At 63.9% G+C, this 22,748-nt stretch carries 21 protein-coding genes; 10 read left to right on the top strand and 11 right to left on the bottom strand.

Features of this window, described 5'->3' with window-relative positions:
• Positions 1–42: 42 nt before the first annotated feature.
• The gene (gene galE, locus EV687_RS07605; RefSeq protein WP_122230909.1) at positions 43–1,083 is read right to left on the bottom strand and encodes a UDP-glucose 4-epimerase GalE; all 1,041 of its coding nucleotides are present in this window, start codon (positions 1,081–1,083) and stop codon (positions 43–45) included.
• Positions 1,084–1,395: 312 nt separating this feature from the next.
• Between galE and msbA the strand changes: the two genes are divergently transcribed.
• From msbA to gmhB, 8 genes are all read left to right on the top strand, one after another.
• Positions 1,396–3,183 (top strand): lipid A export permease/ATP-binding protein MsbA, encoded by a 1,788-nt coding sequence (gene msbA / locus EV687_RS07600; protein ID WP_162846645.1) that lies wholly within the window; start codon positions 1,396–1,398, stop codon positions 3,181–3,183.
• Positions 3,184–3,238: 55 nt separating this feature from the next.
• Positions 3,239–4,039: a hypothetical protein gene (locus tag EV687_RS07595; protein ID WP_122230905.1), complete on the top strand. Its 801-nt coding sequence runs from the start codon at positions 3,239–3,241 to the stop codon at positions 4,037–4,039.
• 72 nt (positions 4,040–4,111) lie between these two features.
• A complete protein-coding gene (locus EV687_RS07590; protein WP_147474994.1) occupies positions 4,112–4,984 on the top strand; it encodes a glycosyltransferase family protein in 873 nt (290 codons plus the stop codon).
• A gap of 36 nt (positions 4,985–5,020) precedes the next feature.
• A complete protein-coding gene (locus EV687_RS07585) occupies positions 5,021–8,578 on the top strand; it encodes a glycosyltransferase (protein WP_122230901.1) in 3,558 nt (1,185 codons plus the stop codon).
• 20 nt (positions 8,579–8,598) lie between these two features.
• Positions 8,599–9,627, top strand: a complete 1,029-nt coding sequence (locus EV687_RS07580) for a GHMP family kinase ATP-binding protein (RefSeq protein WP_122230899.1) — start codon at positions 8,599–8,601, stop codon at positions 9,625–9,627.
• A complete protein-coding gene (locus tag EV687_RS07575; protein ID WP_122230897.1) occupies positions 9,624–10,208 on the top strand; it encodes a D-sedoheptulose 7-phosphate isomerase in 585 nt (194 codons plus the stop codon). The genes EV687_RS07580 and EV687_RS07575 overlap by 4 nt, the downstream gene beginning before the upstream one ends.
• A 1-nt stretch (position 10,209) precedes the next feature.
• Complete coding sequence (locus EV687_RS07570; RefSeq protein WP_122230895.1) at positions 10,210–10,911, top strand: nucleotidyltransferase family protein; 702 nt, start codon at positions 10,210–10,212, stop codon at positions 10,909–10,911.
• Positions 10,905–11,444: a D-glycero-beta-D-manno-heptose 1,7-bisphosphate 7-phosphatase gene (gene gmhB / locus EV687_RS07565; RefSeq protein WP_122230893.1), complete on the top strand. Its 540-nt coding sequence runs from the start codon at positions 10,905–10,907 to the stop codon at positions 11,442–11,444. Before EV687_RS07570 ends, gmhB begins: the two co-directional genes overlap by 7 nt.
• 56 nt (positions 11,445–11,500) lie before the next feature.
• Here the strand turns inward: gmhB and rfbC are convergent, their stop codons facing one another.
• The 9 genes from rfbC to EV687_RS07520 all read right to left on the bottom strand — a co-directional run bounded on the left by rfbC (position 11,501) and on the right by EV687_RS07520 (position 20,607).
• A complete protein-coding gene (gene rfbC, locus EV687_RS07560; protein WP_122230891.1) occupies positions 11,501–12,049 on the bottom strand; it encodes a dTDP-4-dehydrorhamnose 3,5-epimerase in 549 nt (182 codons plus the stop codon).
• An 85-nt stretch (positions 12,050–12,134) separates the two neighbouring features.
• Positions 12,135–13,031, bottom strand: a complete 897-nt coding sequence (gene rfbA, locus EV687_RS07555) for a glucose-1-phosphate thymidylyltransferase RfbA (protein ID WP_122230889.1) — start codon at positions 13,029–13,031, stop codon at positions 12,135–12,137.
• On the bottom strand, positions 13,028–14,116 hold the full coding sequence (gene rfbB / locus EV687_RS07550) for a dTDP-glucose 4,6-dehydratase (protein WP_122230887.1): 1,089 nt from the start codon (positions 14,114–14,116) through the stop codon (positions 13,028–13,030). The genes rfbA and rfbB overlap by 4 nt, the downstream gene beginning before the upstream one ends.
• A gap of 229 nt (positions 14,117–14,345) precedes the next feature.
• On the bottom strand, positions 14,346–15,578 hold the full coding sequence (locus tag EV687_RS07545) for a sensor histidine kinase (protein ID WP_122230885.1): 1,233 nt from the start codon (positions 15,576–15,578) through the stop codon (positions 14,346–14,348).
• Between the two features lie 78 nt (positions 15,579–15,656).
• Positions 15,657–16,376 carry a response regulator transcription factor gene (locus EV687_RS07540; protein WP_122230883.1) on the bottom strand — a complete coding sequence of 240 codons (720 nt, stop codon included), beginning with the start codon at positions 16,374–16,376 and terminating at the stop codon, positions 15,657–15,659.
• Positions 16,377–16,517: 141 nt separating this feature from the next.
• Positions 16,518–17,948 carry an AmpG family muropeptide MFS transporter gene (locus tag EV687_RS07535; RefSeq protein ID WP_122230882.1) on the bottom strand — a complete coding sequence of 477 codons (1,431 nt, stop codon included), beginning with the start codon at positions 17,946–17,948 and terminating at the stop codon, positions 16,518–16,520.
• A gap of 8 nt (positions 17,949–17,956) precedes the next feature.
• Complete coding sequence (locus tag EV687_RS07530) at positions 17,957–18,595, bottom strand: MBL fold metallo-hydrolase (RefSeq protein WP_122230880.1); 639 nt, start codon at positions 18,593–18,595, stop codon at positions 17,957–17,959.
• Positions 18,596–18,642: 47 nt separating this feature from the next.
• Positions 18,643–19,707: an alpha/beta hydrolase gene (locus tag EV687_RS07525; RefSeq protein WP_122230878.1), complete on the bottom strand. Its 1,065-nt coding sequence runs from the start codon at positions 19,705–19,707 to the stop codon at positions 18,643–18,645.
• Positions 19,708–19,785: 78 nt separating this feature from the next.
• Entirely contained in the window at positions 19,786–20,607 is an 822-nt protein-coding gene (locus EV687_RS07520) for an exodeoxyribonuclease III (RefSeq protein WP_242612532.1), read from the bottom strand.
• A gap of 14 nt (positions 20,608–20,621) precedes the next feature.
• Here EV687_RS07520 and pyrE point away from each other — a divergent pair, with 14 nt between their 5' ends.
• On the top strand, positions 20,622–21,323 hold the full coding sequence (pyrE, locus tag EV687_RS07515; RefSeq protein WP_242612531.1) for an orotate phosphoribosyltransferase: 702 nt from the start codon (positions 20,622–20,624) through the stop codon (positions 21,321–21,323).
• A gap of 56 nt (positions 21,324–21,379) precedes the next feature.
• Positions 21,380–22,027, top strand: a complete 648-nt coding sequence (locus EV687_RS07510; protein ID WP_122230876.1) for a DUF4124 domain-containing protein — start codon at positions 21,380–21,382, stop codon at positions 22,025–22,027.
• 59 nt (positions 22,028–22,086) lie between these two features.
• On the opposite strand, the gene EV687_RS07505 is transcribed toward EV687_RS07510, so the two are convergent.
• The gene (locus EV687_RS07505; RefSeq protein WP_122230874.1) at positions 22,087–22,686 is read right to left on the bottom strand and encodes a YqhA family protein; all 600 of its coding nucleotides are present in this window, start codon (positions 22,684–22,686) and stop codon (positions 22,087–22,089) included.
• Positions 22,687–22,748: the final 62 nt, after the last annotated feature.

Here is a 22,748-nt window from a genome sequence, read left to right as displayed (position 1 = left end):
CGCTGCCGGGAAGGGAACGAGAAGCGGGGCGACCGCCTTGGGTCAGCTGGCCTCTGGTTGGTAGCCCTGGGGATTCTTCGACTGCCAGCGCCAGGCGTCGCGCAGCATGTCTTCCAGGGTGCGGGTGGCCTGCCAGCCGAGTTCGCTGGCCGCCAGCGCCGCATCGGCCCAAAAGGCCGCCAGGTCGCCGGCGCGCCGTGGCGCGATGCGATAGGGCACGGGCCGGCTGGTGACGGTCTCGAAGGTTCTGACGATGTCGAGCACGGAAGTGCCTTGCCCGGTTCCCAGGTTCCAGGCCTTGAGGCCGAGGCCCGTGCCAGCGGTCGCCTGGCCCAGCTTTTGCAGCGCGCTGAGATGACCCCTGGCCAGATCGACCACATGCAGGTAGTCGCGGATGCAGGTGCCATCGGGTGTGTCGTAGTCGCCGCCGAAGATGGCCAGCTCGGGCCGGCGCCCCACCGCCACCTGGGTGACGAAAGGCAGCAGATTGTTCGGGATGCCTTGCGGGTCTTCGCCGATCAGTCCGCTTTCGTGCGCGCCGATCGGGTTGAAGTAGCGCAGCGCCGCCACCGACCAGCCGGCATCGGCGTGGCAGAGATCGGCCAGGATCTGCTCGACCATGATCTTGCTGCTGCCGTAGGGGTTGGAGGCCTGGCCCAGCGGCATGTCCTCGCGATAGGGTACGGGTGCCAGCGGGCCGTACACCGTGGCCGAGGAGCTGAAGACGAGTTGTCGCACGCCCGCGGCAGTCATGGCCTTGAGGAGGCTGATCGAGCCAGTCACGTTGTTGTCGTAATACGCGATGGGTTTTTGCACGCTCTCGCCCACGGCCTTGAGGCCGGCGAAGTGGATCACGGCATTGACTTGCCGCTCTTGCAGCACCTGGGTGAGCAGCGCCGTGTCGCGCACGTCGCCTTCGATGAAGTGCGCACGCTGGCCCGTGATGCGGGCAATGCGCTCGAGCGCAATCGGGCTGCTGTTGCAGAGGTTGTCGAGCACGGTGACCTGGTGGTCGGCCTGTAGCAGTTCTACCACCGTGTGGGCGCCGATGTAGCCGGCGCCGCCTGTGACGAGGACATTCATGGAGCTTGGAAGTCTGGTCGATGCCTGCATGGATGGTTGCCTGCCGGCAACGGCAGGCACCGGGGCGGATGAGAGGGGGCGGGTGCATGCATTGTATGTGCCCTGGTACATGGGCCTGGCCAGGTGCGGCGGGGCGGGACTTGGCCTCGGCGCGCTTCTATACAATCCGGCCATCGCATCCATCCATCTGATGGCCTGGCCTCCGTGGTGTGGCCCGGCCTGCTTCATTGGCGTCCGGTGACGCATGCGCAGACTGCTGCCGATGCTCACCGACACGCAACAGGCGCGTAGCGCCCAAGGCAGATTCCTACTGTGAAATTCTCTTTCGATGTCAAGCGCTTCCTGCGCGATCTCAAACCCCACCAGTCCGGGCTCTGGATTGCCTTTGCCTGCTCCGTCGTTTCGGCCGCGATCGAGCCGATCATTCCCGCGTTGATGGCCAAGCTGCTGGACCATTCCGTGGCCAGCTCCGTGGCCCCGGATGTTCAGTATCCAGCCTGGGCGGTGCCGCTGATCATCGTTGGCGTCTTCTCGCTGCGCGCCTTTGTCAACTACGCGTCGTCCTATGTCATGACACGTTCGACCCAAAGCATGGTCGAAGACATTCGCAATCGCCTGTTCGGCCGCATCCTGTATTCCGACCCGAGCCTCTTCGAGCGACAGCCCGCCAGCATGCTGATCAACACCATCTCGCTCGAGACCATGAATGCGGTGAACTCGCTGGTCAATTCGGTGCAGACCTTCGTCAAGGAGGGCCTGTCGCTGGTCGCGCTGGTGGGTTTTTTGTTCTGGCTCAACTGGCAGTTGACGCTGGTGGCCATGTGCGTGCTGCCGGTGGTGGCCGTGATCGTGCGTTTCACGCGCGATCGCCTGTTTGCCATCATGCGGGCCTCGCAGGTCGGCATGGACCAGATGACCTATGCGGTGGAGGAAAACGTGCTCGCCTACCGGGTGGTGCGTCTCTATGGCACGCAAAGGAGCCAGGACGGGCGCTTCCACAAGGTTAACCATTTCCTGCGCAATGCTGCCATCAAGATGAATGCGGCTGGCGCGCTGGTGACGCCGTTGACCCAGGTGGCCACGTCGGTGGCCGTGGCGGTGATCGTCACCATGGCGCTGCGGCAGTCCAGCGATGGCAACCTCACCGTCGGAGGATTCGCCGCCTACATCACCACCATGCTCATGACGGTGCCGCGCGCCAAGTCCCTCAGCGACGTGTGGCCAGGCATCCAGCGCGGTGCCATCGCGCTGCAGCGCATCTACGCCTTGATGGACGAGAAGCAGGAGGAAGACAAGGGCACGCACACCGCCGAGCGCGCCCGTGGCGAGATCCGCTTCGAGCACGTGAGCAAGCGCTATCCGAATACCGATCGCCCTGCCGTGGATGATCTGTCGCTGGAGATCCGGGCCGGCGAGACCGTGGCCTTCGTAGGACACTCTGGCTCTGGCAAGACCACACTGGTCAACATGTTGCCGCGCTTTCTGGAACCGACCGAAGGCGTGATCCGTCTTGATGGCGTACCGCTCGGGGATTGGACGCTGGATTCGCTGCGGGCCCAGATGTCCATGGTCAACCAGGACGTGGTGCTGTTCAACGACACCGTGGCCGCCAACGTGGCACTGGTGCAGGAAGGCGACGGCATCGAGGTGGACATGGAGCGGGTGCGCCATGCCCTCAGGATGGCCCACCTGCTGCATTTCGTCGAGGGGCTGCCGGACGGGCTCGACACCCGCATGGGGCACAATGGCCAGACCTTCTCGGGCGGGCAGCGCCAGCGCATGGCGATTGCACGGGCTCTGTACCGGGATACCCCGGTGCTGATTCTGGACGAGGCCACATCGGCGCTGGATGCCGAATCCGAGCGGCTGGTGCAGGATGCGCTGCGCAACCTGACCACCGGACGCACCACCATCGTGGTGGCGCACCGCCTGTCCACCATTCAGCATGCCGATCGCATCGTGGTGATGGATCAGGGACACATCATCGAGATGGGGAACTATGCCGAGCTGATGGCCAGGGATGGAGCTTTTGCCCGGCTGGTGGCGGCGCAAATGGCGATGGATGTTCAGCCAGAGGTGGTTGCGACGACGGCTGCATAGGGAGGCGTCGATTTGGTGCCTTGGCGCGTGGCCTTGGTGCCATATGGAATGACAGATGAACTACTGGACCTTGGTCACGCGCCCACTGCGGCGTCTCGTTTTCTCGGCGGGTTTGTACCGCGCACCGCTTCCGGCCCGGCCAGTCTCTGGCAAGAGGATCCTGGTTCTGGGGGTTTACCTGACCGATCATGAGAACCAATGCGAACGCCTCGCGCGCGATTTCGCGGCATCTCGCCATCACCGTGTCGAACAGCGCTGGGTGGCGCTGGGACGCAGCAGGCCGCCTGAGGCATTGCAGGCGGTCACCACATGCCATCTCACTGAAGCGACGCCCAAGTTCCAGGTCCTCAATCGTCTGCTGCAATCGTGCCGACCGGACGATTACGATTTGATTTTCTTCTCGGACGACGACATCGTGCTGTGCCGGGATTTTGTGGATGCCTATGTGGCCTGGGTCGACGACCTGAAATTTTCGATCAGCCAGCCCGCGCGGACGCGTTTCAGCTATCGGGACCATAAATTCTGTCTGCAAGACAAAGGCGTGCGGGCGCGGCAGACCAATTTCGTGGAAATCGGGCCCCTTTTCTGTTTTGATCGTGCGGCGGCCGAAAATCTGCTCCCATTCGATGAAAGCAGCCCCATGGGGTGGGGATATGATCTGGTCTGGCCCGTCAAGGCGGCCCACCATGGATTGACAATGGGAATTGTGGATGCGGTGCCAGTGGATCACAGTTATCGTGCCCAGAGTCGAACCTACAGCTCCAGCCAATCCCGCGAAACAATGGAAAACTTTTTGCGGCAATCAGATGCTTTTGGTTTCGAACAGGCAATGGTGAATATCAAGAAGTATCTGTAGAATGGCGCGAAACAGATATTTTGGATTGCAATATTGGGAACGGGTTATCTTGTTTATTGGCGGCAAGGTGAGTTGATCCAGAACTTCGGGGACTATCTCACCGACTATTTATACAGCCGCCTGTTCCATGCCGATGAGGTGGGTGGAGACGGGCGCGTGCTGTATCGCATCATCGGGAGTTGTCTCGACGATGGTCTGATCGGGCAGGATGTCCGGACGTGGGACCTGAATGCGACCGATCAACTCGTGTATTGGGGGTGTGGTTGCCGCGCGCCCGACGGCTTTCATCCCGAGGCATGGCCGCAGTTGCAGGTGCCCGCTGTCCGTGGCCCTTTGTCGCGGGAGGTGCTCGGACGCGATGTGCCCTTGGGCGACCCGGCTTTTTTTCTTCCCCATGTCTACCGACCGCGCACCCTGGTGCGTTATGCGGGTAAGCGTGTCGTGATCCCGCATTGCTCGGATGCACGCGGTGACGCGGAATTGCGCGCGCTGACCGGTTGCGACGAGGTGTTGCGCGCCACGGTGGGACGGGGGGACTTGAACGTCGAGCATTTCATTGACGCGGTGTTCTCGAGTGCCTTTGTTTTTTGTGGTGCGTTGCATGGGGCCATTGCTGCGACAGCCTATGGAAAACCTTTTGGTTATTGGGATAGTGGGCAGATTGATGTTCCCTTCAAATGGGCGGATTTTTCCAAGTCAATAGGACGTGAGCCTATTTTCTTCAGGAATGTGAACGATGCGTGGCGGGATTATGGTATTCGGGTGGCGGGGGCGTCGATTCCGCCTTTGCTGCCGTTGTTGGAGTCGAGTCCATTTGTTGCCAGGCGGGAGGTCTATGCGTCCGTGTACCTGCGCCAGGTCCGAAGTGCTTCGTGGCCGCAGGCGCTGAGGTCCTGGTGGGATCGTGATAAAATTTACGAGCATTACTGTCGGTCCAGATTTTAGCCAGAGATCTCATTTCATAAATGAGAATAGTTTTAAATGAGATTATTGAGCGCGGCTTTTGCCTTTCCCGCGAGCGTCTATTACTACAGAAATTTCCGGGAATGGCTGCGTGAGCGCAAATCGAATCCGGATTTCTACAGCCAAGTCCTGTCCGATCCCGATCATCTCCGCCGTCGCCTCGTCAGACGCAAACCGGTCTGGCAGAGTCTGGTGTGTGCCGGATTCCTCGTGGCGCGGGAATTGGAGGCGGGAATCGGGCTGTCGAAGGCGCTTTCCTCCGTATGGCAAACCTACCGCCGCTCCGGCGGAAAGGCCATTCGCTCGCAGGTCATCGGGCATGCGGTCAGTGGTGGCGGTCTGGATGGAGTGCCGCCGATTGGCAGCACACGCATTCTGGTGAGTGACTATCGCCTGCCGCGAGCCGATGTGTCGGCCGGGGAGCGCGCCACGGTGGGCATTCTCCGAAGTCTGGTGAGACTGGGCTACCAGGTGACCTTCCTGCCGTGCGACATGCAGGAACATGAGCCATCCCGCGTGGAACTCGAGGCCTTGGGCGTAACGGTGGTGAGTCCGCGTCAGGGGTATCGATCGGCAACCGAGTTCCTTTCCCGTCAAGGTCATGTGTTCGGCTGCATGTACTTGATTCGCGTGGATGTCGCCGAACAGTTGCTGCCTTGCATCAAGCGCATGGCGCCGCAGGCGCGCCTGATCTTTCATGCGCCTGACCTGTATTTCCTGCGCGAGATGCGCCAGGCCGAGTTGAGCCAGGATGCCAAGGCGTTGGCACAGGCGCGACACACCCGTGATCGCGAGTTGGAGGTGATGCGGCTGAGCCACCACACCGTCGTTGTCAGTGCCGCCGAAGCGGAGGTGCTGCGCGAAGCCGAGCCCGGACTGTCGCTCTCGGTGTTCAATGCCTTGTATGTCGATGTCACGGATCGTCCCTATGTCGCAGCACAGCGGCAGGGGATTTTCTTCATCGGGGGGTATGCACACGCGCCGAATGTAAATGCGGTTATCTGGTTCGTCCGGCAGGTGTGGCCGCTGGTGCGCCGGCAGTGTCCCGATGCGCGTTTTGATATCCTGGGGGCGGAGGCACCCCCGGAGGTCATCGCGCTGCAGCAAGAAGACGGCGTGCATTTCGTGGGGTACGTCAGCGATCTCGATCAGGCCTTTGCAGCCTACCGTATCGGCGTGGCCCCGCTGCGCTATGGTGCCGGTATCAAGGGCAAGGTGGCGGCGACCATGGGAGCGGGCATTCCCATGGCCTGCACGACGATTGCGGTTGAAGGCATGGGCATAGCCGGCGAGGTCGATGCTCTGGTGGCCGACGATCCGCAATCCTTCGCGGATGCCGTGGCTCGTCTCTTGCGTGACGATGCACTGTGTCTGCGTCTGTCCACGGCGGGCCGGGCGCTGGTTGCGCGGCGCTTTGGTGAAGAGGCCAACCACCTGGCATTCACCCGATTGCTCAATGATGCGCAGGTGCTCGACCAGACGCTGTATCTGGAATCGATCGAACTAGGGCTGCGCGCGCAAGCTTGGCGTGCGGCGCTGCCGCATGATGACGCGGCCGCCGCTGGGGATGTCGATGTGTCGGTGATCGTGCCGGTTTACAACCAGTGGAATCTGACGCGGCGCTGCCTGTATTCGGTGCTGATGGCATTGGAGACGTGCGAACGGTGCGTGGAGATCCTGCTCGCCGACGATGGCTCCACGGATGAAACGCGGCAGGCAGCGGAATTGTTTCCCTCGGTGACCGTTGTGCGTGGCGCCAGCAATGTGGGCTTTCTGAGGAACTGCAACGCGGCCGCGAGGCAGGCGCGTGGGCGCCATTTGCTGTTTCTCAACAATGACACGGTCGTGTTTCCGGGCTGGCTGGATGCCCTCTATGACACGCTGGAAGCCGATGCCGGCGTCGCCATCGCAGGGTCGAAGCTGCTGTATCCCGATGGCCTGATCCAGGAAGCCGGCGCCAGCCTGTTCCGGGATGGCACGGCCGTTAACCTGGGGCGCGGTTTCCCGCGCTTTGATCCCAGCTTCTGTTTTGCCCGTGAAGTGGACTACATTTCAGGCGCATCCATTCTGGTCCGGCGCAGTTTCTGGGATCAGGTGGGCGGGTTCGATGAGCGCTATGCACCGGCCTACTGCGAGGATTCCGACCTGGCCATGATGGCGCGAGCCGCCGGACTGAGGGTGGTGTACCAGCCCCGCTCGGAAGTCATTCATTTCGAACATGGCTCCTATGCCGAGCAGGTGGTTCACAAGCCGAAGGTCCTGCAGCAGCAGAACATCGCCAAGCTCACCCAGAAGTGGCGGGATGCATTGGATGCCGGTCATTTGCCGCCCACCAGCTGGGAGAGGGCCGCGGCCAACGGCGAGCGGACGCTGGATGCCAGGGCGCTGGCGCGTCGGCGCGCGGGTCATTTGAACATTCTCTACTACAGCCCCTATCCGTCGCATCCGGCCAGTCATGGCAACCGCTCGACGATCTTTCAATTCGCGTCGTACTTCAAGCAGCATGGGCATGCCGTGCACTTCGTGCTGCTCGATGAGGAAGGGCAGTCCGAAACGGTGCTGAATGCCATGCGCCAGGCCTGGGACTCCGTGGATGTCGTTCCTGCCTGTCCCCTCCCGGTGCCGAAGGAGGGAGAACTGGCGTTCGATGCGTGGTACGTCGAGGGCCTGGGCGAGCGGATTGCGCGGTGGTGCCACCAGTACGACATCGATATGGTGTTCTGCTCCTATGTCTTCCAGTCCAAGCTGCTGGACTACGTGCCCGCCCATGTACTGAAGGTCATCGATACGCACGACAAGATGGGCAGCCGCTACGACATGCTGCGCCGCAATGGCCTGCCGCTCGAATTCTTCTCCTGCAGCGAAGACGATGAGGGACGCTACCTGCGCCGTGCGGATGTGGTGGTGGCTAGGCGCAGTGAGGAGGCGGAGTATTTCAACCGGGTCATGGGGCAGTCGCGTTCCATCGTGATCCCGCATATCGAGCCTGCGCGCTATCTGGACCGGGGCTATGACGTGGTTCGGCGCGTCGGTCTGGTCGCCAGCGCGAACACCGTGAATCTGGCATTGGTGGTTGCTTTCCTCAAGGTGCTCGAGCAGCAGTGCCCGGGCGAGCGTGGGTTCGAGGTGCACATTGCAGGGCAGGTCGCCGACATGGTGGGGCAATTGCCGGATGCCGATGCGGCACTGTTTCATGACCGTGGCATCGTGCTGCGCGGCTTCGTCGACGATATCTCCTCGTTCTACGCAGAGATGGATCTGCTGGTTTCCCCGGTGACCGTGGGCACCGGCATCAATGTCAAAACCGTGCAGGCCATGGCCTATGGGGTGCCCTTGCTGACGACGGGTTTCGGCTCCAAGGGAATCGAGGCTGCAACCCACCCCATGCATCGGTTCGAGACGCTGGCTGCTCTGGTCGAGGGGCTGCGCGAGGTGGCCGAGAACCCTCGGCTGCTTGACGAACTTGCCAGCGCCAGCCGTCAGGCCTATGACGCGTTTTTTGCCGACAACATCCGTGGCTTTGACGCTCTGCTGAGCCATCCGAAGCTGGCTGTGGCGCGCGAGACGCCTGTTTGAATGTGATCGAGAGGAATTCCATGATATTTCGTGCGCGGGCCCCGCTGCGCCTGGGGCTGGCTGGTGGCGGCACTGATGTCGCGCCCTTTTGCGATCTGCATGGCGGTTACGTACTCAATGCGACGATCGATCGCTATGCCTATGCCGTTTTGCAGCCCAGCGATGGAAGCACCATTCGTTTTTCGGCGACCGATCAGCAACAGGAGGTGGTGTTGCCGCTGAACGAGCGAGTGGAGCTGGCGCCGACATTGATGTTGCATCGCGCCGTCTATCGCCATTTCATGGATCGATACCATGGTGGTGAGAACATCGCGCTGTCGCTGACGACATACTGCGATGCCCCGGTCGGATCCGGTCTGGGGGCGTCGTCGACACTGGTGGTGGCGATGATCCGGGCGTTCACCGAGTTTCTCAACATCCCTCTGGATGACTATGCGATCGCCGCATTGGCCTTTGACATCGAGCGCGTGGTCTGCGGCCTGGCAGGTGGTCGCCAGGATCAGTATTCGGCCAGTTTTGGCGGCTTCAACTTCATGGAGTTCTATGCGGACAATCGAGCGGTGGTGAATTCGTTGCGCATCAAGAACCACATCATCTGTGAACTGGAGGCCTCTCTGATCCTGTTCTTCACGGGCGTTTCGCGAGAGTCCGCGCGCATCATTGCTGATCAGAGCAAGAATGTCTCGTCCGGACGGGCGCAAGCCATCGAAGCCATGCAGGGCCTCAAGAAAGAGGCGCTGGCCATGAAGGAAAGCCTGCTCAAGGGCGACTTCGATGGCATCGTCCAATCGATGCGCATGGGATGGGAGAGCAAGAAGCGTTCGGCATCGACTGTCTCGACTCCACGCATCGAAGGCATTTACGACGCGGCGATCGCCGCTGGAGCGTTGGCCGGGAAAGTCTCGGGAGCCGGTGGCGGTGGCTTCATGGTGTTTTTCGTGCCACCGGAGCATCGTATGAATGTGGTGCGCGCACTCGGCGACTTTGACGGCCAGATATCGAACTGCCACTTCACCAAGAACGGCTCCCAAGCCTGGAGTATCCAATGATTGAAGCCATAGAGAAATGCATGGGCCAAAGCGCGGCGTTGATCAGCGCCATGGCGGCTGACGGTGCGCTGCACCACACGCTGGAAAAGGTGGCTCGGGCCTGCATCGCAAGTCTGGGTCAGGACGGCAAGATCCTGCTGGCTGGCAATGGCGGCAGTGCCGCCGATGCCCAGCACATCGCCGGGGAGTTCGTCAGCCGCTTCGAATTCGACCGCCCGGGCCTGCCGGCGATCGCACTGACCACTGATACCTCGATTCTGACGGCCATTGGCAACGACTATGGCTACGAGAAACTGTTCTCCCGCCAGGTGCAGGCACTGGGGCGCCGTGGTGATGTGTTCATCGGCTACAGCACTTCAGGCCGCTCGCCGAATGTGCTCAAGGCATTCGAGGAGGCGCGCCGTCTCGGCTTGGTCACTGTCGGACTGACGGGCAATCGCGGTGGTGCGATGCTCGAACTGTGTGATCACCTGCTGGCCGTGCCTTCCGCGCACACGCCCAGGATCCAAGAGGGCCATCTGCTGCTGGGTCACACGCTGTGCCAGCTGGTGGAGCAGGCCATTTTTGGCGCGCGGCAATAGCATGGAGGCCATCATCCTGGCCGGCGGCCTGGGCACCCGTTTGCGCGCCGTCGTACCCGATACACCCAAGCCCATGGCGCCTGTCGCCGGACGTCCCTTTCTGGAGATACTGCTGACGTTACTGGCCAACAAAGGGTTCCATCGCGTGATCCTGTCGGTTGGCTACAAGGCGGAGGCCATCCGTTCGCACTTCGGCACGCGTTTCGAGGACATGGATTTGGTCTATGAAATGGAGCCTCAGCCGCTGGGTACCGGTGGCGCATTGCGCCAGGCCATCACGCAGATCAGCGGCGACCATGTTTTCGTGTTCAATGGAGATACCTACCTCGACCTGGAAGTGAGTGATGTGGAGGCCTTGTGGCAGGAATTCGGGCAGCCCATCATCGTGGCTCGGAAGGTCGATGACGTAGCGCGTTATGGGCAGGTGGCCCTGGCCGGGCGTCGTGTGCTCTCCTTCGGTGAAAAGTCGGGCTCAGGCCCCGGCCTGATCAATGCAGGCTGCTATGTGTTGCCCGTGCATGTCTTTGCCAATGTCCTGCTGCCGGCGCCATTCTCCTTGGAGCAGTCGGTGCTGGAGCCCCTGGTGGCCAGCGGTGCCGTCATGGCGCATGTCACCCAGGGCCTGTTCATCGACATCGGCATTCCAGAGGACTACGAACGCGCGCAGACGCTGCTGCGCGTGGCGTCGCAACGGGCATGTTGAACAAGGCCTTGTTTCTCGATCGTGATGGCGTCATCAACGTCGATACGGCCTATGTGCACAAAGTCGAGGACTTCGTGTTCTGCGAAGGCATCTTCGAATTGGTGCGCGAGGCCAAGAGCCGGGAATACCAAGTGGTGGTGGTCACCAACCAGGCCGGCATCGGGCGAGGCTATTACAGCGAGGCGGACTTCACTGCGCTGATGGAATGGGTGGCGCAGCAGTTCGTGCAACAGGGCGGGGGCCTTGATGGCGTGTATTTCTGTCCTGACCATCCGGAGCACGGCAAAGGACCCTATCGGCGTCATTCGGATGCACGAAAACCCGGACCGGGGATGCTGTTGCAGGCCCAGCGGGACCTGCGGTTGGACCTGCCACATTCCATCATGGTGGGAGACAATCTGACGGATATGCAGGCAGGGATGGCCGCGGGGGTGGGCACCAATCTGCTGGTGCGCGGCGATGGGCAGTCCTCGCCAAGAAATGACTTTGTCGTGATTCAAACCTTGTCGCAGGTTCTGCCCTACCTGCGTTGAGCTGGTGCGCGGTCGGCCTGATGCCGCTCGATGGCGGGCGGGCCGTTCCCCCCGCATCAGGTGTACACGTCTGCTTCGGCCAGTGCGACGCCAAGCGCATCCTTGGCGGAAACCAGCGGGTCAGCCTCCAGTGCGGGCCACTGAATGCCGAGTGCCGGATCGTCCCACCGGATGCAGCGCTCATGTTCGGGGGTGTAGTAGTCGGTGGTCTTGTAGAGAAAGTCCGCACTGTCGCTGGTCACCAGAAATCCATGCGCGAAGCCTTCGGGCAGCCACAGCTGGCGCTGGTTGTCTTCGCTCAGCTCGACACCGACCCATTGGCCGAATGTCGGCGATGCGCGGCGCAGATCCACCGCTACGTCGAAGACGCTGCCGCGGGCCACGCGCACCAGTTTGCCCTGCGGTTGCCGGATCTGGTAGTGCAGCCCGCGCAGCACGCCTCTGCGCGAACGTGAATGGTTGTCCTGCACGAAGTCCACATGGCGGCCGACGGCTGCGTCAAACAGCTTCTGGTTGAAGCTCTCGAAGAAGAAGCCTCTGGCATCGCCGAATACCTTGGGTTCGAGGATGAGGACATCGGGGATGGCGGTCTGGATGATTTGCATGTCTGGCAGGGAGCAGGTTCCCTTGGCATGGAGCTGGGGATGAATGGTGGCAGGGATGCGCGGGGGGCCATGACCTGCGGGATGCTCAGAGGCCCGTATATCGGTCACGGTCGTCGAGCAGCCGGCGCAGATACCGGCCATAGCCGTTCTTGAGCAGCGGTTGTGCCAGCCGCGCAAGCTGTGCATCGTCGATGAAGCCGCTGCGCCAGGCAATCTCCTCCACACAGGCGATCTTCAGGCCCTGGCGCTGCTCCAGCGTGGCGATGAACTGGCCGGCTTCGAGCAGACTGTCATGCGTGCCGGTATCCAGCCAGGCATAGCCGCGCTTCATGATCTGCACGTTGAGCTTGCCCGCTTCCAGGTAGGCCTGGTTGACGGCGGTGATCTCCAGTTCTCCGCGCGCACTCGGCGTGACGCCCTTGGCTATGCGTACGACATCGTTGTCGTAGAAGTACAGGCCGGTGACCGCATAGTTGCTTTTGGGGTTCGTGGGTTTTTCCTCGATGCTGTCCGCCTTGCCCTGCGCGTCGAACGCCACCACGCCATAGCGTTCCGGGTCGTTGACGTGGTAGGCGAAGACGGTGGCCCCCTCGCTCTGGCGGTCGGCCGCGGCCAGCAGTTGCTGGATGTTGTGGCCGTAGAAGATGTTGTCGCCCAGCACCAGCGCGACCGGATCGTTGCCGACGAAGTCCTTGCCGATGATGAAGGCCTGCGCCAGCCCGTCCGGACTGGGCTGCACGGCATACTGCAGTTGGATGCCCCACTGGCTGCCGTCGCCCAGTAGTTGCTCGAAGCGCGGGGTGTCCTGTGGCGTGCTGATGATGAGGATGTCGCGAATGCCCGCCAGCAGCAGCGTCGAGAGTGGGTAGTAGATCATCGGCTTGTCGTAGACCGGCAGCAATTGCTTGCTGATGGCCAGCGTGGCCGGGTGCAGGCGGGTGCCGGAGCCGCCGGCGAGGATGATGCCTTTGCGTTGGGTCATGCCTTGGTGCTCTCTTTCTGGGCTTGCCGATGGCCATATTGCTGGCCCAGCCATTCGCGGTAGGCGCCGCTTTGCACGTGCTCGACCCACTCCGGATTGGTCAGGTACCACTCGACGGTCTTGCGGATGCCGGTCTCGAAGGTTTCGGCGGGCTTCCAGCCGAGTTCCTTCTCCAGTTTGCGCGCGTCGATGGCGTAGCGCCGGTCGTGGCCGGGGCGGTCCTTGACGAAGGTGATCTGTGCCGCGTATGGCTTGCCGTCGGCGCGCGGGCGCAGTTCGTCGAGCAGCGCGCACACGCCCCGGACGATGTCAATGTTGGCTTTCTCGTTCCAGCCACCGACGTTGTAGGTGTCCCCCACGGTGCCGGCTTCGAGCACGCGGCGGATGGCGCTGCAGTGGTCCTTGACGTAGAGCCAGTCACGGATCTGCTGGCCGTCGCCATAGACCGGCAGCGGCTGGCCGGCCAGCGCGTTGACGATGATCAGCGGGATGAGCTTCTCGGGGAAGTGGAAGGGCCCGTAGTTGTTGGAGCAATTCGTGGTGAGTACCGGCAGGCCGTAGGTGTGGTGCCAGGCGCGCACCAGATGGTCGCTGGCGGCCTTGCTGGCCGAGTAGGGGCTGTTGGGCTCGTAGCGGTGGGTCTCGGCAAAGGCCGGATCGCCGGGGCCGAGCGTGCCGTAGACCTCGTCGGTGGATACGTGCAGGAAGCGGAAGGCGGCCTGCCCATCCGCGGGCAGCGCGCTCCAGTGGGCACGCACGGCTTCCAGCAGGTTGAGGGTGCCGACCACATTGGTCTCGATGAAGGCACCGGGGCCGAGGATGGAGCGGTCGACATGGCTTTCCGCAGCGAAGTTGAGCACGGCGCGCGGTTGGTGTTCGGCCAGCAGGCGGGAGACCAGGGTGCTGTCGCCGATGTCGCCGTGCACGAAGATGTGGCGGGCCTCGCCTTCGAGCGAGCGCAGGTTCTCCAGATTGCCTGCGTAGGTCAGCTTGTCGAGGTTGACGATGGACTCGTCATGCTGGGCCAGCCAGTCGAGGACGAAATTGGAGCCGATGAAGCCGGCGCCTCCGGTGACAAGGATCATCTTCTTGGTTCAGTGTGATTGGATTTGTCCCATTATCGGCGATGGGCCGAGATTCCAATGCTTCGGCCTGTAGCCATGCTTCGCCGATTCGAAGCCAGATGCTTGGTGCAAACGAAAGAACGGCAGCATTTTTCCGCTACCTGTTGAAGAAGAGGGCGCCCCCAGATCCCCATTTGCCCCACTTCGGCGCTCGGCTTTGCGTACCGTCGACTGCTTCCTCTGTGCGGCTTCAGGCCATGCGGACCGGCAGGCGAAGCACGAACACCGACCCTCCGCCCGGCCGGGCTTCGCAGTGCACGCTGCCGCCATGACGTTCGGCGATGGTCTTGACCAGGGCCAGCCCCAGCCCGACGCCGCCGGAGCGCTCGCTGGCACCGGGGACGCGGAAGAAGGGCTCGAAGATGCGCGTGCGCAGTTCAGGGGCGACGCCGGGGCCGCGGTCGCCGACGCGGATTTCGATGCTGCCAGGCGCCTGGCGCAGCCACAGTTCGATGGGGCCGTCGCTGTAGCGCCGGGCGTTCTCCAGCAGGTTGCGGATGGCACGGCGCAGCAGCTTGGCTTCCCCCTGCAGTTCCATGGTCAGCGGATGGGCCGGGTCGTCGGGCTGCTCGACTTCCAGTTCGGCGCCGACGCGGGCGGCCTCCTCGGCGCTCAGGCCGATGAGGTCCACCGGCTCGAGCCGCAGTGCCGTGTCTTCGGCCAGGTCCAGGCGGCTCGAAAGCAGGATTTCATCGATGAGCTGGTCCAGTTCGGCGATGTTGCGCTGGATCTCGCGGCGCGTGGCCGGCGAGGGGGGGACATTGCCAGCCAGTTCGAGGCCCATGCGGATGCGTGCCAGTGGCGAGCGCAGTTCATGAGAGGCGTTGGCCAGCAAGGTCTTGTGCGAGCGCACCAGGGTCTCGATGCGGGCGGCGGCGGCATTGAACTGCATGGCCAGCTCGGCCACTTCGTCGTGGCCGTTGTCGGGGATGCGCACCGAGAGGTCGCCTTCGCCAAAACGCTGCACGCCCAGCCGCAGGGTCTCGAGCCGCTTCATCAGGTGGCGGATGATCGGGAAGACACCAATGATGACCGACAGGCCCACCAGCCCCAGCAGCCAGAGAAAGCCAAAAGGCGGCCGCATCCAGAAGGCCCCATCGTCGCGCGGCTTCGGGGGGGGGCGGTCATGCCGGGGATCGAACTGCAGCACGTAGTCGGTGCCGTCGTCGAGCGTCAGTGCCAGCGCGAAGCCGGGCTGCCTGGAATGGTGGCGCATCGCCAGCGCCTGGCGCGGCGGCTCGCTGCCGTCGCTGCGGTAGATGGTGATGGCGCGCGGCTCCTCCACCTGGGTCTGGACATTGCGCTCCTCGGCCACCTTCCAGGCCCAGCCCATGGCCATCATCAGCAGCGCCACGCAGCCCACCACGGCGAGCCAGATGCGCAGGTACATGCGCTGCGAGAAGGGGTTGTTCTTCAGGGCCATGTGTCGGGTCGCGGTATCTGCTGGCTGGGGCTTGGCGTGGATGGCATGGTGCGAGGTGTGGCACGGGGCCGGCCCGGTTCAGTCCTGCTGCCTGGCGAAGACGTAGCCGACACCGCGCACGGTGAGGATGCGCCGCGGATTCTTGATGTCGGTCTCGATGGCAGCGCGGATACGCCCCATGTGCACGTCGATCGAGCGATCGAAGGCTTCGAGCTCGCGCCCGCGGACCGCCTCCATGATCTGGTCGCGCGTGAGCACGCGGCCGGCGCGCTCGGCCAGCGCGACGAGCAGGTCGAACTGGTAGGAGGTGAGATCGGCCGGCTTGTCGTTCACGGTGACGGTGCGCGCATTGCGGTCGATCTCCAGTGAGCCGAAGCGCAGCACGTCCTCCGGCGGGTTGGCCTCGGAATGGCTGTGGCGGCGGCGCAGGATGGCGCGGATGCGCGCCAGCAGCTCGCGCGGCTCGAAAGGCTTGGGCAGATAGTCGTCGGCGCCCAGCTCCAGGCCGATGACGCGATCCATCGGGTCGCCCTTGGCCGTCAGCATCAGGATCGGCAGGTGCTTGGCCGCGGTCGGCAGGGTGCGGATCTGGCGGCACACATCGAGGCCGTCGATGTCGGGCAGCATCAGGTCCAGAATCACCAGCTCGGGCAGCTGGCTGCCGGCCTGCTCGAGCGCGGCCAGGCCACTGTGCCCATCGGCATGGTGGGAGACGGAAAAACCCGACTGCGCCAGGTATTCCGAGACCATGCTGGCCAGGCGCTCATCGTCCTCGATCATCAGAATGGGTGTGCTCATGTGCAATGCGGTATGAACGGAAGAAGTGGAGGTGAACCGGCCGGACGGGGCCTCAAGCACACAAGCTTGCGGGGCGCCGGTCTCGTGGAGTTTGCCTGCATGTAAACCCGGCGTAAAGCCATGGCCTGGATGGAGGGGCGGTCATGGCTGTCGGGGCGGTGCGTGGCGGGCCACCAGCGAGATCAGCAGCAGCACCGGCAGGCCGATGCAGGCCGTGCCGATGAAGAACGCCGTGTAGCCGATCTGGTCCACCGCCACGCCGGAGAAGCCGCCCAGCCATTTGGGCAGCAGCATCATGATGGAGCTGAACAAGGCGTACTGCGTGGCGGAATACCGCACGTTGGCCAGGCTCGAGAGGTAGGCGATGAAGGCCGCCGAGGCGAGCCCGCCGGCCAGGTTGTCGGCCGAGATCACCAGCACCAGGCCCAGGAAGTTGCCGCCCAGCGTGGCCAGCCATGGCCAGAAACTTGCCAGTGCCCGCGAACAGGCCAGTTCCGGCCCGAAGGTGGACAGCCAGGCGAACAGCAGGTTGGTGCAGGCGGACAGTACCGCGCCGAGCATCAGTACCCGCAGCACGCCGATGCGCATGGCGATCCAGCCGCCGACGAAGGCGCCCAGCAGCGTCATGATCAGGCCATAGACCTTGGTGACCAACGCAATCTGGTCCTTGGTGTAGCCCATGTCCACGTAGAAGCTGTTGGCCATTACGCCCATGACGATGTCGCTGATGCGGTAGAGCGCAATCAGCCCCAGGATCAGCAGGGCCTGATGGCGGTAGCGATGCAGGAAATCGGCGAAGGGTGCGATCACGGCCTCGCGCAGCCACTCCTCGGCCGAATGCAGCGGTGGCGCATAAGGGCGTGCCGGCTCGGGCGAGAGCAGGACGGTCAGCATGCCCAGCAGCATCGAGGCGGCCATGACCAGATAGGCAAACGCCCAGGCGGCCTGCTGGTAGCCGGTCACGCCGGCAAGCTCGCCGCGCGCGGCCAGCCACAGCGCTCCGGCGCCGGCCCAGATCATGGCCAGCCGGTAGCCGGCCTGGTACATGGCCGCCAGCGCCGCCTGCCGCGTGGTGTTGGCCGACTCGATGCGGTAGGCATCCAGCGCAATGTCCTGCGTGGCCGAGCCGAACGCGGCCAGCACCGCGAAGCCCGCAAGGGCAGAGAGCTGTTGGCGCGGATCGCTCAGCGCCATGCCGACCAGGCCCGCCATGATGGCCAGTTGCGCGGCCAGCAGCCAGCTGCGGCGGCGTCCCAGCCGTGCCGTCAACCACGGAATGCGCAAATGGTCGACCAGCGGTGCCCAGGCCCATTTGAAGCCGTAGGCCAGCGCCACCCAAGACAGAAAACCAATGGTGCTGCGCTCGATGCCGGCTTCGCGCAGGCGAAAGCTCAGGGTGCCCACCACCAGCAGCAGTGGCAGGCCGGCCGAGAAGCCCAGCAGCAGCATGCGCAGGCTGGCGGGCTCCAGATAGACGCGCAGCGCCGTCCACAGGCCGGGCCGCCGCGGCGCGGCAGGCGGGGAGGGTGCGGTGGCTGTGGTAACTGCGTCAGCCGGTGGCGTCGAGGCCATGGCAGCGATCAGGTCCCGCCGACGAACGGATTGCCGGCACGTTCGCGTGCAAAGCTGCTCTCGGGGCCATGGCCGGGCACGAAGCGGGTCGCATCGCCCAGCGGCCAGAGTTTCGTGACGATGCTCTCGATGAGCTGCTGGTGGTCGCCGCGCGGGAAGTCGGTGCGGCCGATGCTGCCGGCAAACAGCACGTCGCCGACGAAGGCCAGCTGCCGCCGCGGGGCGTGGAAGATCACGTGTCCCGGCGTGTGCCCGGGGGTGTGGCGCACATGGAGCGTCTCGCCGCCAATCTGCACCGTGTCGCCCTCCTCGAGCCAGCGCGTGGGTGTAAAACGCAACGCCGGTGGAAAGCCGTAGGCCGCGCCCTGCTCAGGCAGGGTGTCGATGAGGAACTGGTCCTCGCGGTGCGGCCCGATGATGGGCAGGCCGAGCTGTCCAGCCAGTTCGCCGGCGCCACCGGCATGGTCGATGTGGGCGTGGGTCAGCCAGATCTGTTCGAGCTTCAGGCCCAGCCGTTCGACTTGCGCAAGCAGGTGCGGCAGGTCCCCGCCGGGGTCGATGATGGTGGCCTGCCCGGTGGCATCGTCCCAGACCAGGGAGCAGTTCTGCTGAAAGGCGGTGACAGGGACGGTGAGGTATTGCAGCATGGGCGGTCGGGTGTCCGGTTGTGCGGTCGTGCGATTCTGGCGGGCGGCTACTGGCCCGGCTGGCGCAGGCCGTAGTCGGCGTCTTTCCAGGCCTTGGGCATGCTCATATTGCCCACCGCCTGCATCAGCGAGGGCATCATGGTGTCGCCGTGGGTCAGATCCGGCCACAGGTGGAACTGCGCTTGCAGCGCCGGCCATTGCAGCGCCTGCAGTTCGGCGGCCATCTCGCGGGCACGGGTGATCTGCAGGCGCACCGTGTGGCGCTGGCCGGTGGGCGGTGCGTTGGCCGGACGGGCTTCGCCGCTGGGCTCCTCGAGCGAGCCGGCATACAGGAATACGTTGGCGCGGCCGCCCGCGTCGGCCGGTGCTGCCGCAGCATAGCGGGTGGCGTAATGTGCCGTGAAATACGCCTGCTCCTGCAGCAGGTAGGCGTCCTGCCACCAGATCGACGGGCTGGCCGCGTAGTAGTCCGTGAACAGCTCCGGGCGGGTGAACAGCGTGTGCAGCACCAGCAGGCCGCTGAGGGAGTGGCCGTAGAGCCCGAGCCGCCGCGGGTTGAGCGGGATGCGCTGCACCCAGTCGGCCAGCAGCACCTGCTGCAGAAAGTCCAGGAGCACGTCGGAGCCCCCTTCGGGCGGCTCGACACCGGGCGCTGGTGGCGTGTAGTCGCGCCGTCGCGCGACCGGATCGAACAGTGCGTCGCCCGGGTGGCCGATGCCGATGATGACGCAGGGTTCGCCGCGCACATAGGCGGGCCGGGTTTGCTGCAGGCGCGCCCACTGCGCGGCCAGCGGGAAGATGGCGTTGCCGTCGAGCACCACCAGCGCCGGATAGCCCTCGGGCGGCGGCGGGGCCTCGGGCATTTGCAGCCAGACGCGCCAGATGTGGCCCGAGCGCGGGTCTTCCCAGTCCAGCCAGCCCGAGAGTGGCAGCCGGGTCGGGTGCATGGGATGGTCGGCAATGGAGAGCGGCGGAGGGCTGGACATCATGGTGGTGGAGGTGGCGCAGCCGGCCAGGCTCAGCGCCAGCGGAAGGCAGGCACCGGTCTGCAGCAGGCGCCGCCGCGATGGCTGGCTGGGATGGTCATGCAACGGACGTTCACTGAAGGACATGTTGGTGAGGAAGGCGGCGGTGCCTGGTTGGATCCGGATGATGGCCGGCCCACCCTCGTGGCTGGCGGCAGGGCCGCATCACAGGGAAAAGTCGTAGCCAACGGTCAGTGGGGCGTGGTCGGAGAACTTCTGTGCCTTGTAGATGTGTTCGGTGCGCGCCAGCGCTGCCAGCGCGGGCGTGGCCAGATGATAATCCAGCCGCCAGCCGACGTTCTTCGCATAGGCCTGGCCGCGGTTGCTCCACCAGGTGTAGCAGGCGTCGGTCGTCTCGGGCTGCAGCAGGCGGTAGACATCCACCAGCGGTGTGCGGCCATTGTCCTGGTCGGAGAGCAGGCGCGTCATCCAGGCACGCTCTTCGGGCAGGAAGCCGCTGTTCTTCTGGTTGCTGCGCCAGTTCTTCAGGTCGATCTGCTGGTGGGCGATGTTGATGTCGCCGCAGAGGATGAAGTCGCGCTCCTGCTGCAGCGCATGCAGCCACGGGAAGAAGCCGTCGAGGAAGCGGTACTTGGCGAGCTGGCGCTCCTCGCCCGAGGAGCCGCTGGGAAAGTAGGCGCTGATGATCGAGAGCTTGCGCGCCGGTGTGTCAAAGCGCAGCTCGATGTAGCGGCCCTCGGAATCGAACTCGCTGCGGTCCCAGCCGAGGATCACCTCGCTGGGGGTGTGGCGCGTGTAGATGCCCACACCCGAGTAACCCTTCTTCTGCGCGAGCTGGAAGTGGCCCTGCATGCCGGCGAGCTCGCCGAGCCCGGCCTTGTCGATGTCGGCCTGTTGGGCCTTGACTTCCTGGACGCACATACAATCGGGCCTGGCCTCTTCGAGCCAGCCCTCCAGACCCTTGTTGATGGCCGAGCGGATGCCGTTGAGATTGAGGCTGGTGAGATGAAACAGTGCTTTTTGCATGGGATGAGAAAACGATGAGTGACAGCCATACGCACGAACCGAACCGGATGCTGGCGATCAGTCCTGCGCAGGCGTTCGTGCGGTTTGCGATCGACAGCGGCGTGTTGCGCTTTGGGGACTTCACCACCAAGGCCGGCCGCCAGAGCCCCTATTTCTTCAATGCCGGGCTGTTCAACGATGGCCACAAGCTGCTGCAACTGGCGCAATTCTATGCAAACGCCATTGTCGCCAGCGGCATCCAGTTCGATATGGTCTTCGGCCCGGCCTACAAGGGCATCGTGCTGGCCGCGGCCGTTTCCATGGAGCTCGCGCGTCTGGGCCGCAACGTGCCGTTTGCCTACAACCGCAAGGAAGCCAAGGACCATGGCGAGGGCGGCACGCTGGTGGGCGCGCCGCTCGAAGGGCGCGTGCTCATCATCGATGACGTGATTTCCGCCGGCACCGCGGTGCGAGAGTCGATCGCCATCATCAGCGCCGCCGGTGCCACGCCGTATGCGCTGGCCATCGCGCTCGACCGGCAGGAGAAAGCCACCGAAAATGGCCGGGATGTACCCCACAGCGCGGTGCAATATGTGCAGAATGCGCTTGGCCTGCAGGTCTGCAAGGTCGCAACGCTGGCCGACATCCTGGGCGTGCTCGAGCATGATGCGGATTCGGGCCATCTGGCGCAGTACCGTGACAGGGTGCAGGCTTACCGTCAGCAGTATGGCGTGTGAACAACGCCGCCTTGGCCGCTACCATCTGAGAGTCTGGAGTGAGGAGATCGCCGCGCATGAAGACAAGCAACTGGTCCGCCCAAGCCCTCGCCCTGGGCTTGCTGATGGGCGCGCTGCCGGCGCCTTCGGCTCTGGCCCAGCAGGCGGGTGCCAAGCGCATCTACACCTGTGTCGACAACAGCGGCCGCACCCTGACCTCCGACCGGCCGATCGCCAGCTGCATCGACCGTGAACAGCGCATTCTCGATGGCGTTACCGGCCACCAGCAGGGCGTGCTGCCGCCCAGCTACACCGAGGCCGAGCGCCGTGAAATCGAGCGCCAGCAGCAGGCCCGGCAGGAAGAGCAGCGCCGCCTGCGCGACCAGCGCCAGCGCGAGCGCGTGTTGCTGATGCGCTACCCCAACCAGCAGGCCCACGATGCGGCCCGCACCATCGCCAAGGAGCAGGTGCAGGCGGTGATCCGCGGCTCCGAGCTGCGCCTGGAACAGCTGCAAGAGGCCCGGCAAAAGCTCGATGCGGAGCTGGAGTTCTATGGCAACGACCTGGCCAAGGCGCCCAACGCCCTCAAGCGCCAGTTCGACAACAACCGCCGCGATGTCGAGGAGCAGCAGCGTTTCATCGAGGCGCAGCGCCAGGAGCTCGCCCGCATCGACGCGCTCTATGACGCCGAACTCGGGGCGCTCAAGGCCCTCTGGGGGCGCTAGGGAAGCCTTGCGGCCGCCACGGCGGCCGGCGCGTGGGCCCGTTCAGGCCGCCTGGGCGCTCAATGCTTCTCGTGACCTTGCGACATCAGCCGCTCGGTGAAGGCAATCGCCATGGCCGAGAGCAGGAAGGTGATGTGGATCGCCGTCTGGGCGATCAGCACCCGGTCGGCGTAGTTGTCGGCGTTGATGAAGGTCTTGAGCAGGTGGATCGAACTGATGCCGATGATCGACAAACCCAGCTTGACCTTGAGCACCGAGGCATTCACGTGGTTGAGCCATTCGGGCTGGTCCGGGTGGCCTTCGAGGTGCATGCGGCTGACGAAGGTCTCGTAGCCGCCGACGATCACCATGATCAGCAGGTTGGAGATCATCACCACGTCGATCAGTGCCAGCACCACCAGCATGATGATGGTTTCGTTGAGTTTGGTGGGCGGAAAGTCGGGTTTGTAGCCGATGCTCTCGACCAGCGCCGAAAGCGCTGCCTGGCTGCCGAAGGCCGCCTCGATCAGGTGCACCAGCTCGACCCAGAAATGGTAGACGTAGATGACTTGCGCGAGGATCAGTCCGAGGTAGAGCGGCAACTGCAGCCAGCGGCTGGCAAAGATCAGCGCCGGCAGCGGGCGCAGGGGAGAGTGGCGTGACGGGTTCGGGTCGGACATGGGGGTGTGGAGGTGTGCGGGTTTGACAGGATTGCAAGGTGGTGAATTCTATGGCAATCATG

The organism is Corticibacter populi (assembly GCF_004217315.1).
Taxonomy (GTDB): Bacteria; Pseudomonadota; Gammaproteobacteria; order Burkholderiales; family Burkholderiaceae_C; genus Lampropedia; species Lampropedia populi.
This window is presented reverse-complemented; position numbering and strand designations above follow the sequence as displayed.

Excerpts from the sequence above, each read along its gene's own strand:
- EV687_RS07540 (WP_122230883.1), bottom strand. The coding sequence starts at position 16,376 with ATGAGCACACCCATTCTGATGATCGAGGACGATGAGCGCCTGGCCAGC.
- gmhB (WP_122230893.1), top strand. The coding sequence starts at position 10,905 with ATGTTGAACAAGGCCTTGTTTCTCGATCGTGATGGCGTCATCAACGTC.
- EV687_RS07520 (WP_242612532.1), bottom strand. The coding sequence starts at position 20,607 with ATGCAAAAAGCACTGTTTCATCTCACCAGCCTCAATCTCAACGGCATC.
- rfbB (WP_122230887.1), bottom strand. The coding sequence starts at position 14,116 with ATGATCCTTGTCACCGGAGGCGCCGGCTTCATCGGCTCCAATTTCGTC.
- EV687_RS07530 (WP_122230880.1), bottom strand. The coding sequence starts at position 18,595 with ATGCTGCAATACCTCACCGTCCCTGTCACCGCCTTTCAGCAGAACTGC.
- EV687_RS07585 (WP_122230901.1), top strand. The coding sequence starts at position 5,021 with ATGAGATTATTGAGCGCGGCTTTTGCCTTTCCCGCGAGCGTCTATTAC.
- EV687_RS07570 (WP_122230895.1), top strand. The coding sequence starts at position 10,210 with ATGGAGGCCATCATCCTGGCCGGCGGCCTGGGCACCCGTTTGCGCGCC.
- EV687_RS07525 (WP_122230878.1), bottom strand. The coding sequence starts at position 19,707 with ATGTCCTTCAGTGAACGTCCGTTGCATGACCATCCCAGCCAGCCATCG.
- pyrE (WP_242612531.1), top strand. The coding sequence starts at position 20,622 with ATGAGTGACAGCCATACGCACGAACCGAACCGGATGCTGGCGATCAGT.
- rfbA (WP_122230889.1), bottom strand. The coding sequence starts at position 13,031 with ATGACCCAACGCAAAGGCATCATCCTCGCCGGCGGCTCCGGCACCCGC.
- EV687_RS07595 (WP_122230905.1), top strand. The coding sequence starts at position 3,239 with ATGAACTACTGGACCTTGGTCACGCGCCCACTGCGGCGTCTCGTTTTC.
- EV687_RS07575 (WP_122230897.1), top strand. The coding sequence starts at position 9,624 with ATGATTGAAGCCATAGAGAAATGCATGGGCCAAAGCGCGGCGTTGATC.
- galE (WP_122230909.1), bottom strand. The coding sequence starts at position 1,083 with ATGAATGTCCTCGTCACAGGCGGCGCCGGCTACATCGGCGCCCACACG.
- EV687_RS07535 (WP_122230882.1), bottom strand. The coding sequence starts at position 17,948 with ATGGCCTCGACGCCACCGGCTGACGCAGTTACCACAGCCACCGCACCC.
- EV687_RS07505 (WP_122230874.1), bottom strand. The coding sequence starts at position 22,686 with ATGTCCGACCCGAACCCGTCACGCCACTCTCCCCTGCGCCCGCTGCCG.
- rfbC (WP_122230891.1), bottom strand. The coding sequence starts at position 12,049 with ATGCAAATCATCCAGACCGCCATCCCCGATGTCCTCATCCTCGAACCC.
- EV687_RS07580 (WP_122230899.1), top strand. The coding sequence starts at position 8,599 with ATGATATTTCGTGCGCGGGCCCCGCTGCGCCTGGGGCTGGCTGGTGGC.
- EV687_RS07510 (WP_122230876.1), top strand. The coding sequence starts at position 21,380 with ATGAAGACAAGCAACTGGTCCGCCCAAGCCCTCGCCCTGGGCTTGCTG.
- EV687_RS07545 (WP_122230885.1), bottom strand. The coding sequence starts at position 15,578 with ATGGCCCTGAAGAACAACCCCTTCTCGCAGCGCATGTACCTGCGCATC.